Genomic DNA, 11,933 nt, shown 5'->3' with positions numbered 1-11,933 from the left:
GCGAACCGGGCGCGGAACCGGTAGTTGGAGGCCCATGCGCGCCGATCACTCGCCCCCCATGATCCGCCTCGCCCTGGCCTCCCTCGCGGGGACGGCCATCGAGTTCTACGACTTCTTCGTGTACGGCACCGCCGCCGCCCTGGTCCTCGGCCCCCTCTTCTTCCCCACGTTCTCACCCCTGGCCGGCACCCTGGCGGCCTTCGCGACCTTCGGCGTCGGCTTCGTGGCCAGACCGCTGGGCTCGGCGGTCTTCGGGCACGTCGGGGACCGGTACGGCCGCCGTCCGGTGCTCTTCACGTCCCTGCTGCTGACCGGCGCCGCGACCGTGGCGATCGGCTTCCTGCCGACGTACGCCGCCATCGGCGTCGGGGCGCCGGTGCTGCTCCTCGTGCTGCGCTTCCTGCAGGGCTTCGGCCTGGGCGGCGAGTGGGGCGGGGCGGTGCTGCTCACGGCGGAGCACGCGCCGGAGCGGCGGCGCGGGCTGTGGACGAGCTTCCCGCAGATCGGCCCGGCCGTCGGCTTCCTGATGGCCAACGGCGTGATGCTGGGCCTGTCCGCGGTGCTCACCGACGCGCAGTTCCGGTCCTGGGGCTGGCGGGTGCCCTTCTGGGTGGCCGGGGTGCTGGCGGTCGGCGGGCTGCTGCTGCGGGCCGCCCTGGAGGAGACCCCGGAGTTCCGGGCGCTGGCCGCGAGCGGGACGCGGGCGTCCGCGCCGCTGGCCGAGGTGTTCCGCGGGCACTGGCGGCTGGTGCTGCTGACCGGGGGCGCGCTGTCCGTGGGGTACGCCGTGTTCTACACGGTGAGCACGTGGTCCCTGGCCTACGGGACGGAGCGGCTGGGCGTCAGCCGGACCACGATGCTGACCTGCATCATGACGGCGGTCGCCCTGAAGGGGGCCACGACGCCGTTCATCGCGATGCTGAGCGACCGGTACGGCCGGCGCCCGCTGTGCCTGATCGGGTGCGCGGCGGCGACGGTGTGGATGTTCCCGCTGATCGCGCTGCTGCGGACGGGGCGGCCGCTGCTGATGACCCTCGGCTTCCTGGGCGGGCTGATGGCGATGGTCACGATGTTCGCGGTGGTGGCGGCGTACCTGCCGGAGCTGTACGAGCCCCGGGTGCGCTGCACGGGCGCCGCGGTGGGCTACAACCTGGGCGGGGTGCTGGGCGGCGCGGTGACGCCGCTGGTGGCCACGGCGCTGGCGGACGTGGACGGCCCGCCGTGGGGGGTGGCCGCCTATCTGACCGGGGTGTGCCTGGTGAGCCTGGTCTGCTTCGCGCTGCTGCCGGAGACCCGTCCGGCCTCGGTACGCGCCGCGGGGGCGGCCGAAGCGACCGCCCCCGCATAGGGCTCGTGGAGCAGGCCTCCGTACGCGGCTCCCGGGGGACCCGCGCGCCGGGGGTCAGGCCTCGACGCTCTCCTTCTCGGCGGCGGCCTCGGCCGCCGCCTGCTTCCTGGAGGCCATCAGGCTGGTGATGGTGGTGACCACCAGGACGCCGCAGATGACCGTGAGCGAGAACGGGATGGAGATCTCGGGGACGTGGACGCCGGACTCGTGCAGCGCGTGCAGCACGAGCTTGACGCCGATGAAGCCGAGGATGATCGACAGGCCGTAGCTGAGGTGGACCAGCTTCTTGAGCAGGCCGCCAATGAGGAAGTACAGCTGGCGCAGACCCATCAGTGCGAACGCGTTGGCGGTGAAGACGATGTACGGGTCCTGCGTGAGGCCGAAGATCGCCGGGATGGAGTCCAGGGCGAACAGCACGTCGGTGGTGCCGATCGCCAGCATGACGATCATCAGCGGGGTCAGCACCCGCTTGCCGTTCTCCAGGATGAGGAGCTTGGTGCCGTGGTAGCGGTCGGCGACGCCGAACTTCTTCTCGATGGACTTCAGGAGGCGGTTCTCCTCGAACTCGTCCTCGTCCTCGTCCTTGCGGGCCTCCTGGATGAGCTTCCAGGCGGTGTAGATCAGGAACGCGCCGAAGATGTAGAAGACCCAGGAGAAGCTGCTGATGATCGCGGCGCCGGCGGCGATGAAGATCGCGCGCAGGACCAGGGCGATCAGCACGCCCACGAGCAGGACCCGCTGCTGGAGGTGGGACGGGACCGCGAACTTCGCCATGATCAGGACGAAGACGAAGAGGTTGTCGACGCTCAGGGACTTCTCGGTGATGAAGCCCGCGAAGAACTCTCCCGACGCCTGGCTGTTGCCGAAGACCAGCAGGCCCAGGCCGAACAGCACGGCCAGCACGATCCAGACGACCGTCCAGATTCCGGCTTCCTTGACCGACACGTCATGCGGCTTGCGGCCGATGAGGAAGTCGGCACCGATGAGGATGCAGAGACCGAGGATGGTCAGCACCCAGACAGAGAGAGAAACGTCCACTTACGCCTCCGGCAGATGGCTCGAGCACATGGTCAGCGTCATCGCTGCCGGAGGTCTCTTCCACCAGGGCGCTCCGCGCTCGGGCCGGCGCCCCGGGACCGGTCACGGTCCGTATTGACGGGAACGCCGCAGCGGGAATACTCCCCTCCGCGCTCTCAGGGTAACCGCCGGACCGCCTTTTGGTAAAGACAATCCCAAGGAATGGTCAGCGGACGGTCAGTGCGCGGCCGGTCCCGGGCCGGGCCGGGACCGGCCCGCGGTCACCGGACGGTGATCCTGGCCAGCACCTGCTGCGCCTCCCAGGGGGCCAGGTGCAGCGGCTCGTACGTCCAGGCGTGGCCGACCCAGGGATCGGCCAGGTGGTCGTCCGGTACGGGGCTCAGCCGCAGCAGCGAGCGCCAGAGGGGGTCGAGCAGCGGCCCGTAGGCCGAGGCCTCGTCACGGTCCGCGACCATCAGAAGGTGCACGCCGACCTGGGGACCCTCGTCGGCCAGATAGCGCAGACGGGTGACGGCGCGCTCGTCGAAGCCGTGCGGGAAGTCGTGGACGATCACCAGCCGGCGCGCGGTGTCGAGGTCCGGCGGCAGGTCCTCCGGGGCGCCCGCCTTGAGGGCCATCTGCACCAGGTCGACCCGTCGCGTCAGCGACGCCAGCAGCTCGGACACCCCGGCCGCACCGGCCGCCGGCGCCTCCGCGAGCAGCCCGGACAGGGGCGCGAGCGACGCGGCGGCCGCTCCGGCCGGGTCGATGGCGTGGACCCGGAACTCACCGGCCGGGTGGCTGGCGAGCACCCGGATCGCCAGCGCGACGGCGGTGTCCATGGCGACCCGGCGCAGGTCGTCGGTGTCCATCGCCATGGCGGCCTCGGAGCCGGTGCGCCCGCAGTCGATCCACAGGCCGCGCTCCAGCGGCAGCCTGACCAGCATGGGGATGCGCAGCTCGGGGCTCTCGGGGAGGTGCAGGTCGCCGAGGCGGAGCGCCATCGGGCACTCGTCGGGCTGCTCCGCGCCCTGCCACTGGGGGGCGTCCCAGCGGGCGAAGGCCGGGGGCAGCGCGGGTTCGACCACCTGGGACTCGGCGACGAGCTGGGCGAGGTCGCGGTCCAGCACGGCGCGGGCCTGGGCGACCAGTTCCTCGCGGCGGGCCTGGGCGGTGTCCCGGGCCGAGTCCGCGGCGCCGCCGAGGCGGGCGCGCGGGTCGGTGAGGGTCTGGTCGAGTTCGCGCTCCAGCCGCGAGTCGGCGAACTCGACCGCGTTGCGGTACGCGGCGACGGCCCGGGCCAGGTCCTCGAACATGCCCCAGACCTGGTTGTAGAGCCGCTCCTCCAGGGTCCAGCCGGTGGCGTCGCCCGCCACGGGGCGGGGCGCCTCGCCCTCGGCCGGCTCGGGGGCCCGCGGGACGGGCGGCGGGGGCGTGGTGCGGGCGCGCCGCGGGTGGGCGTAGTCGATGCCGGATCCGCCGACGGCGGGCTCGGCCGCGGATGCGGCGGTGCCGGCGGGCGGGCCGGGCGCGTCGGAGGGCACGGGCGGGACGGGGTCGGTGGCGGTGGCGGTGGCGGTGGTGCGTACGGGGCCGGCCTCGGCGTGTACGCCGGCGGCCAGTTCCGCGGCCTCGGGGGCCGGCAGGCCGTGGTCGGCCAGCAGGGCGGCGAGGCCCCCGGCGTACCCCTGGCCGACGGCCCGCACCTTCCAGGCGTCCTGGCGGCGGTAGAGCTCCAGGGCGATCAGGGCGGTCTCGGCACCGAGGCCGGTGACCGTGTACGTGGCCAGCTCGACGCCCGTGGGCTCGGTGACCGCGAGGAAGGGCGCGGCGGCCGCGCCGAAGCTCACGGGACCGGCACCGGGCACCAGGGCCAGCAGCACGCCGACCCGGTGCACCTCGTCGGGCAGCTCGGAGAGGTCGACCGCGATCACGTGCCGGGCGGCGGCACCGCCGGGCACGGTCACTCCGGGCAGGCCCGGGGCCCGGTGGGCCAGGGCCCCGGACCCGGACAGGCGGCCCGCGGCGTCGCCGAGGACGGCGCCGGCCAGCACGGCGGTACCCGCCGACACCCGGATCTCGACCCGGGTCCCGGGCAGCGGGTGGTTCTGCCCCCGCGTCAGCTCGGCCGTCATCGCCGTACTCCCCCTCGTGTCACGTGGCCGCGCCCGGCACCCATGGCCGTACGCGGCGCCGCCGGTGCCCGTGGCACCGGACGGACCGGTTCCGCGCCGGCCGTGGACGGCCGGCGCCGGGGCCCCGAGGGCCCCGGCGGGAACCTACAGGTACCGGACGATCTCCGGCATCAGGTCCTGGAAGGTCCGCCCGTTGGCCGGGTTGCCGAGCGCGGTCATCTTCCAGCCCGCGCCCGCGCGGTGCACCTTGGCCATGATCTGCGCGGTGTACGCGCCGCCGCCGGTGAGGGTGTAGCGGGCCAGCTCCTGGCCGTTGGCCTCGTCGACGATGCGGCAGAAGGCGTTGTCCACCTCCTGGAACGTCTGGCCGGTGAAGGAGTTCACCGTGAAGACGATCTGGTCGACGTGGACCGGCACGCGCTGGAGGTCCACGAGGATGGCCTCGTCGTCCCCGCCCTGGCCGACGCCGCCGACCAGGTTGTCGCCGGTGTGCCGGACGGAGCCGTCGTCGCTGACCAGGTGCCGGAAGAACACCACGTCCACGGGCTGTCCGTCGGCGAAGAGCACCGCGGAGGCGTCGAGGTCGATCTCCCGGGTGCGCGACCCGAACAGCCCGCGCCGCTTGGCGGCCTGCCAGCCCAGGCCCATCCGCACCGCGGTCAGCGTGCCCCCGTCGGCCTTCTGCAGGCTGATGGCCTGGCCCTTGGTCATGTTGACCGTCACGCTCGGTCCCCTCTCGAAGCGTCCACCGCCGCGTATCGCGCGGCTGCCCCAACCCTACGCACCGGCGCCGACATCGAGCCTGGTGCGGGCCGAATCTGTAGCTCTCCTGAGACACAGACCCGGCCCGGCGGAAGGCCGGTCAGGCCTGGCCCGCCTCGCGCATCTGCCGCAGCTCCTTCTTGAGTTCGCCGACCTCGTCCCGCAGCCGGGCCGCGATCTCGAACTGGAGCTCCGCCGCGGCCGCGCGCATCCGCGCGGTCATCTCCTCGATCTGCTCCGCCAGTTGCGCCGCCGGACGGTCGGTGAGCACCTCGGTGCCCGCGGCCGCCCCGCCGCCCTTGCCGGCCGCCTTGCCCGACGCGGCCTTGGCCGCCTTCGCGGCCTTGCCGCCGAGGGCGGGCACGGGCGCCTTGGCGGCCTTGCCCTCCTTGCCCTGGCGGTAGCCGGTGCCGAGCAGTTCCTCGGTGTCGATCTCCTCGCGGGCGATGGTCGCCACGATGTCGTTGATCTTCTTGCGGAGCGGCTGCGGGTCGATGCCGTTGGCCGTGTTGTACGCGACCTGCTTCTCGCGGCGCCGGTTGGTCTCCTCGATGGCCTTCTCCATCGCCGGCGTCATCTTGTCCGCGTACATGTGGACCTGACCGGAGACGTTGCGCGCCGCGCGGCCGATGGTCTGGATGAGGGAGGTGCCCGAGCGCAGGAACCCCTCCTTGTCCGCGTCGAGGATCGCGACGAGCGACACCTCGGGCAGGTCGAGGCCCTCGCGCAGGAGGTTGATGCCGACCAGGACGTCGAACTCGCCGGAGCGCAGCTCGCGGAGCAGCTCGACGCGGCGCAGGGTGTCGACGTCGCTGTGGAGGTAGCGGACCTGGATGCCCAGCTCCAGGAAGTAGTCGGTGAGGTCCTCGGCCATCTTCTTGGTGAGCGTGGTGACGAGGACCCGCTCGTCCTTCTCGACCCGCTGCCGGATCTCGTGGACGAGGTCGTCGATCTGGCCCTCGGTCGGCTTGACCACGACCTCGGGGTCGATCAGGCCGGTGGGGCGGATGATCTGCTCGACGAAGCCGTCGCCACGGGACAGCTCGTACTTGCCGGGCGTGGCCGAGAGGTAGACGGTCTGGCCGATCCGCTCCAGGAACTCCTCCCACTTCAGCGGCCGGTTGTCGAGGGCCGAGGGCAGCCGGAAGCCGTGGTCGACCAGCGTGCGCTTGCGGGAGGCGTCCCCCTCGTACATCGCGCCGATCTGGGGCACGGTCACGTGGGACTCGTCGATGACGAGGAGGAAGTCCTCGGGGAAGTAGTCGATCAGCGTGTTGGGCGCGGAGCCGGGCTCACGGCCGTCCATGTGCAGCGAGTAGTTCTCGATGCCGGAGCAGGACCCGATCTGCTGCATCATCTCCAGGTCGTACGTGGTGCGCATGCGCAGCCGCTGGGCCTCCAGCAGCTTGCCCTGCTTCTCCAGCTCGGCCAGCCGCTCCGCCAGCTCGGTCTCGATGCCCCGGATGGCGTTGTGCATGCGCTCCGGGCCGGCGATGTAGTGGCTGGCGGGGAAGACGTACAGCTCGCGGTCCTCGCTGATCACCTCGCCGGTGAGCGGGTGCAGGGTGGAGAGGGCCTCGATCTCGTCGCCGAACATCTCGATGCGGACGGCCAGTTCCTCGTAGACCGGGAAGATCTCGATGGTGTCGCCGCGGACGCGGAAGGTGCCGCGGGTGAAGGCCAGGTCGTTGCGCGTGTACTGGATGTCGACGAAGCGGCGGAGCAGCTCGTCCCGGTCGGTCTCCTCCCCGACCCTGAGCGGCACCATGCGGTCCACGTACTCCTGCGGGGTGCCCAGGCCGTAGATGCAGGAGACGGACGCGACGACGACCACGTCCCGGCGGGTGAGCAGGGAGTTGGTGGCGGAGTGGCGCAGCCGCTCCACCTCCTCGTTGATCGAGGAGTCCTTCTCGATGTAGGTGTCCGACTGCGGGACGTACGCCTCGGGCTGGTAGTAGTCGTAGTACGAGACGAAGTACTCGACCGCGTTGTTCGGCAGCAGCTCGCGGAACTCGTTCGCCAGCTGGGCCGCGAGGGTCTTGTTCGGGGCCATGACCAGCGTGGGCCGCTGGAGCCTCTCGATCATCCACGCCGTCGTGGCCGACTTGCCGGTGCCGGTCGCGCCGAGCAGGACGACGTCCTTCTCACCCGCGCGGATGCGCCGCTCCAGCTCGTCGATGGCGGCGGGCTGGTCGCCGCTGGGCTGGTACGGGCTGACGACCTCAAAGGGCGCCACCGTGCGTTCGATCTTCGATACGGGCCGCATGGAACCACCGTACGGCCCCCCACTGACATCCCGCCCCGGCCGCCCCGGGTCGGCGGTGGCCGGCCGGACGGTTCAGCGGTCGCCGGGGCGCTACGGCCGGTCCCACGCCCGGTCGGGCCCCTGGCCGCCGTTCCGGCCGGGGAGGCGCCCGTACCCGTATCCCCTGACCTGGCCCTGGACCTGGTCGTAGGCCCGGTCGTAGGCCTGGCCGTAGCCCTGGTCGGCCCGCGGGAGCACCGGGTAGACGGGCCGGCGGGGCCTGAGCACGGGCGGCGTGGTCTCGCCGGGCTTCTTCCAGTCGGGCGTGCCCATGACCAGCAGCGGGTCGAACATCACCACGACGCCGGCGATCACCAGGAAGACCACCGGGCCGATCAGCATGGGGGCGAGGAGGGTGGCGGGCGCGGAGCCGCCGATGTCGGTGAACCCTCCGTGCAGCCGCACCGACACGGAGGCCATCGCCGTGTAGTGCATCCCGCTGACCGCGCCGCCCATCACCAGGCTGGCGCCGACCGCCGGCAGGAACCCGCGGACGGTGACCGCCGCCCAGAGGGCCGCGGTGGCGGCGACCACGGCGATCACCACCGAGAGGGCCACGACCTTCGTGTCGTACTCCAGGTGGCCGCGCAGCCGCATCCCCGCCATGCCGAGGTAGTGCATGGACGCGACGCCCAGCCCGGTGATCGTGCCGCCGGTCACCAGCGACATGGGGGTGCTGCCCCGGTAGCCCACGATGAAGATCCCCACGCCCACCATGACGACGGCGACGGCGAGGCTGGCGAATGTGGTCCGTTTGTCGTAGTTCAGTGGCGACTCGGCGACCGAGAACCCCATCATCGCGATGAAGTGCATGGTCCAGATGCCGGAGCCGATGGCGGTTGCCCCCAGGGCGAGCCAGCCGGGCCGCCACGAGCGCTCGACGAGGAGGGAACGAGTGGTGCAGCGCAGGCCGAGCGCCCCGCCGAGACACGCCATCAGATACGCCGCGAGGGGCGTGATCACGCCATAGCTGAACCCGTCGACCGTGCCGACCGTGCCGGTCACGACGTCCGTCCCGCCCATCCCTGCCCGCCCTTCCGCGAATCCCGGCCGTGACCGGCACCAACTCATCCCGCCCCGGGCCTGATTGAGGGCGAGATTAGGGCCGCCGGGCGCCCCCGCGCACTGACAAGCGCCAGATTTCCCGCACCCGATTTCCGCCACGGCGGAGCCATGACGGCGATCCGGACGGATTCGTTCTCCTCTCGGCCGCCCCGGCCCCGCCCACCGTTGCCGACGCACCGTCATGCCCGGCACGGCCACCACTGTCGTCGCCGGCCGGTCCGCCGGCCCCTGGCACCAGGAGCACGCCCATGTACGTACGCCCCTCCCGGCGATCCCTCTCCCTGGCCGCGGCCACCGCGCTGCTCGGCCTCGCCCTCACCCTGGCCGGAGGCACGGCCGCCCTGGCCCGGTCCTCCGCCGAACCGGCGGCTGGGACCCCGGCCCGGCCCGCCCTCCCGGGGGAGCCCGGGGCCCTGCCGGGCCGGCTCGGCGCCCCCACCGTCTTCGCCCACCGGGGGGCTTCGGCGTACGCGCCGGAGAACACCCTCGCCGCCGTCGACCACGCCGACGGGCTCGGCATCGACTGGGTGGAGAACGACGTCCAGCGCACCAGGGACGGCGAGCTGGTCGTCGTCCACGACGAGACCCTGGCCCGCACGACGGACGCGGAGCAGGTCTTCCCCGACCGGTCCCCCTGGCGGGTGGCGGACTTCACGGCCGCCGAGATCGCCCGGCTGGACGCGGGCAGCTGGTTCGGCGCCGCGTTCGCGGGGGCCCGCGTGCCCACGCTGCGCGAGTACCTCGACCGGCTGGAGCGGAACGGGCAGCGCCTGCTGCTGGAGATCAAGCTGCCCGCCCTCTACCCGGGCATCGAGGGGGACACCCTGCGGGTGCTGGAGGAGGCCGGGTGGCTCGACCGGCGGCACGTGACGCGCCGGCTGGTGGTGCAGAGCTTCGCCGCCGACTCGATCCGGGCCGTGCACGCGCTGCGGCCGGACCTGACGACGGCCTTCCTGGGCACCCCCGCGGTGGCGGACCTGCCCGCGTACGCGGCCTTCACCGACCGGATCAACCCCTGGTACGGCGGCATCTCAGCGGAGTGGGTGGCGGCCGTGCACGACCTCACGGGGCCGCACGGCAGGCGGCTGGAGGTCGACGCCTGGACCGTCGACAACGCGGACGTCGCCGTGCGGATGGCGGACCTGGGCGTGGACGGCATCATCACGAACCGGCCGGACCGGATCAGGGACGCGGTGGCCGGGCGCTGAGAGGGCCGGAGGGCAGCGCGGGCGGGTGTGCGGGGCCCCCTGCCGGCGGGCGCACGGAGATCGCGGCGGGCGTTGTCGGCGGGGCGCCGTACGGTGGTTTCGTGAACCTGGATGAGCGCCACCTCGAATGGACCGTGGTCGACAGCGGTGTCGGCCCGCTGTTCCTCGCCGCCACGCCCGCCGGGCTGGTCCGCGTCGAGTTCCACGGCGAGGAGCGCCGCATATCCCCGCTCGCCGCGCGGCTGGGTGCGGAGCCGGTCCGGCCGCCCGCCGGCGAGGAGGTACTGCTGGCGGAGCCGGTGCGCCAGCTGGCCGCGTACTTCGCCGGGGAGCTCAAGCGGTTCGAGCTGGCGCTGGACTGGCGGCTGAGCGCCGGCTTCAACCGCCAGGTGCTGCACGAGCTGGAGCGGTCGGTGCCGTACGGCTCGGTCGTGGGGTACGGCGAACTGGCCGCCCGCGTGGGACAGCCCGGGGCGGCGCAGGCGGTGGGCGCGGCCATGGGCTCCAACCCGCTGCCGGTCGTGGTGCCCTGCCACCGGGTGCTGGAGAGCGACGGGGGCATCGGCGGCTTCGGGGGCGGCCTGGAGGCCAAGCGGACGCTGCTCGCACTGGAGGGCGTCCTGCCGGAGCCGCTGTTCTGAGCCGCCGGCGGTGGTGCGGAGCCGGGGGCAGGCGGCACCGGAAAATGCCTGTTCCGCCCGGGGGTGAGGGCTGCGACACTGCGTCGGTGACCACCGATCCCGCGTGTACCGACGCCACCCCCGGCACCCCGTCCGCCGCCGCGCCCGCCGTGACCCCCGAGGAGCTGCCCGCGCTGCGGCGGCGCACCTCCGCGGTGCTCATCGGCAGCCAGATCCTGGGCGGGCTGGGCGTGCCCATCGCCATCGCGCTGGCCCCGGTGCTGGCCACCCAGGTGAGCGGCAGCGAGTCGATGTCCGGCCTGGCGCCGACGGCCTCGGTCACCGGCACCGCGCTGCTGTCGCTGCCGCTGGCCGCGCTGATGACCCGGCGGGGCCGGCGGGCCGGGCTGGTCCTCGCGTACGTGATCGGCGCGTTCGGCGGCGGTCTGGTGGTCCTGGGGGCGGCGCTGGACAACTTCCCGCTGCTGCTGCTCGGCATGGCCTGCTTCGGTGCTGCCTCCTCGGCGAACCTCCAGGCGCGTTTCGCGGCGGCCGACCTGGCGGCGCCGGACCACCGGGCGCGGGCCATCTCCACGGTCGTGTGGGCGACCACCATCGGCGCGGTGCTGGGTCCGAACCTGGCGGCGCCGGCGAGCCGGAGCTTCGCCGGCACCTCGATACCCGAGCTCGCCGGGCCCTTCCTGTGGGCGGCGGTGATCTTCCTGCTGGCCGCGCTCCTGGTCGGCGTACTGCTCAGGCCCGACCCCCTGCTCACCGCACGCGCGCTGGCCGGGCCGGCCGAGCAGCAGGCGGAGGCACGCTCGCTGAGGGCCGGGCTGGCGGCCGTGGCGGCCTCGCCGCGGGCGCGGCTGGCGCTGGTCACGGTGGCCGTCTCGCACACCGCCATGGTCTCGATCATGGTGATGACGCCGGTGGACCTCGGGCACCACGGGGCCGACCTGGAGCTGGTCGGCCTGGTCATCAGCGGCCACATCGCCGGCATGTACGCCTTCTCGCCCGTGTGGGGCTGGCTGGCGGACCGGGTGGGCCGCTTCTCGGTGATCGGCCTGTCGGCCGGCCTGATCGCGCTGGCCGCGCTGCTCGCCGGCACGGCGGGCCCGGACCACGGGCAGACCGCGGCCGGTCTCTTCCTGCTCGGGCTGGGCTGGTCGGCCGGCCTGGTGTCCGGCTCGGCGCTGCTGACCGACTCGGTGCCGCAGGCCGCGCGGGCCGCCGTACAGGGCCTGGCCGACCTCACCAGCAGCGCCTGCGCGGGCCTGGGCGGCGCGGCCGCGGGCCTGATCGTGGCGCAGGCGAGCTACGGCTGGCTGAACGTCATCGGCGCCTCGCTGCTGCTGCCGATGGCGGGGCTCGCGCTGTTCACGGCGCGCCGCCACCCCGCCCCGAAGACGCGGGGCGGGAAGCCGGCGGATCTGACGGATCCGACGGATCCGACGTCGTGACGGCCTGACC

Annotated in this window: 9 protein-coding genes; 4 read left to right on the top strand and 5 right to left on the bottom strand. The window is 73.3% G+C overall.

Annotated elements, in window-relative coordinates:
* The first annotated feature begins 58 nt into the window (after nt 1-58).
* The gene (locus tag ACIF6F_RS02665; protein WP_399940553.1) at nt 59-1,348 is read left to right on the top strand and encodes an MFS transporter; all 1,290 of its coding nucleotides are present in this window, start codon (nt 59-61) and stop codon (nt 1,346-1,348) included.
* Nucleotides 1,349-1,402: 54 nt separating this feature from the next.
* Here ACIF6F_RS02665 and ACIF6F_RS02660 read toward each other — a convergent pair whose 3' ends face one another.
* The 5 genes from ACIF6F_RS02660 to ACIF6F_RS02640 form a co-directional block, all read right to left on the bottom strand.
* Nucleotides 1,403-2,386 carry a TerC/Alx family metal homeostasis membrane protein gene (locus tag ACIF6F_RS02660; RefSeq protein WP_399940141.1) on the bottom strand — a complete coding sequence of 328 codons (984 nt, stop codon included), beginning with the start codon at nt 2,384-2,386 and terminating at the stop codon, nt 1,403-1,405.
* 260 nt (nt 2,387-2,646) lie between these two features.
* A complete protein-coding gene (locus tag ACIF6F_RS02655) occupies nt 2,647-4,500 on the bottom strand; it encodes a TerD family protein (RefSeq protein WP_399940138.1) in 1,854 nt (617 codons plus the stop codon).
* Nucleotides 4,501-4,644: 144 nt separating this feature from the next.
* Complete coding sequence (locus ACIF6F_RS02650; RefSeq protein WP_399940136.1) at nt 4,645-5,223, bottom strand: TerD family protein; 579 nt, start codon at nt 5,221-5,223, stop codon at nt 4,645-4,647.
* A 139-nt stretch (nt 5,224-5,362) separates the two neighbouring features.
* Nucleotides 5,363-7,528 carry an excinuclease ABC subunit UvrB gene (uvrB, locus tag ACIF6F_RS02645; RefSeq protein WP_399940134.1) on the bottom strand — a complete coding sequence of 722 codons (2,166 nt, stop codon included), beginning with the start codon at nt 7,526-7,528 and terminating at the stop codon, nt 5,363-5,365.
* 90 nt (nt 7,529-7,618) lie between these two features.
* Complete coding sequence (locus ACIF6F_RS02640) at nt 7,619-8,590, bottom strand: MHYT domain-containing protein (protein WP_399940131.1); 972 nt, start codon at nt 8,588-8,590, stop codon at nt 7,619-7,621.
* Nucleotides 8,591-8,880: 290 nt separating this feature from the next.
* On the opposite strand from ACIF6F_RS02640, the gene ACIF6F_RS02635 reads away from it, so the two are divergent.
* From ACIF6F_RS02635 to ACIF6F_RS02625, 3 genes are all read left to right on the top strand, one after another.
* Nucleotides 8,881-9,840, top strand: coding sequence for a glycerophosphodiester phosphodiesterase (locus ACIF6F_RS02635; protein ID WP_399940128.1), 960 nt, complete (start codon nt 8,881-8,883; stop codon nt 9,838-9,840).
* A gap of 101 nt (nt 9,841-9,941) precedes the next feature.
* On the top strand, nt 9,942-10,481 hold the full coding sequence (locus ACIF6F_RS02630) for a methylated-DNA--[protein]-cysteine S-methyltransferase (RefSeq protein WP_399940126.1): 540 nt from the start codon (nt 9,942-9,944) through the stop codon (nt 10,479-10,481).
* An 86-nt stretch (nt 10,482-10,567) separates the two neighbouring features.
* Nucleotides 10,568-11,923 (top strand): MFS transporter, encoded by a 1,356-nt coding sequence (locus ACIF6F_RS02625; protein WP_399940123.1) that lies wholly within the window; start codon nt 10,568-10,570, stop codon nt 11,921-11,923.
* Nucleotides 11,924-11,933: the final 10 nt, after the last annotated feature.

This window comes from Streptomyces sp. NPDC086023, assembly GCF_044540325.1.
Lineage (GTDB): Bacteria > Actinomycetota > Actinomycetes > Streptomycetales > Streptomycetaceae > Streptomyces.
Note: the sequence above shows the minus strand (reverse complement) of the source record. Positions and strands in the feature narration are given on the sequence as shown.

Bases quoted from the DNA above. Each gene is read 5' to 3' on its own strand.
- ACIF6F_RS02665 (WP_399940553.1), top strand. From the start codon at position 59: ATGATCCGCCTCGCCCTGGCCTCCCTCGCGGGGACGGCCATCGAGTTC.
- ACIF6F_RS02655 (WP_399940138.1), bottom strand. From the start codon at position 4,500: ATGACGGCCGAGCTGACGCGGGGGCAGAACCACCCGCTGCCCGGGACC.
- uvrB (WP_399940134.1), bottom strand. From the start codon at position 7,528: ATGCGGCCCGTATCGAAGATCGAACGCACGGTGGCGCCCTTTGAGGTC.
- ACIF6F_RS02640 (WP_399940131.1), bottom strand. From the start codon at position 8,590: ATGGGCGGGACGGACGTCGTGACCGGCACGGTCGGCACGGTCGACGGG.
- ACIF6F_RS02635 (WP_399940128.1), top strand. From the start codon at position 8,881: ATGTACGTACGCCCCTCCCGGCGATCCCTCTCCCTGGCCGCGGCCACC.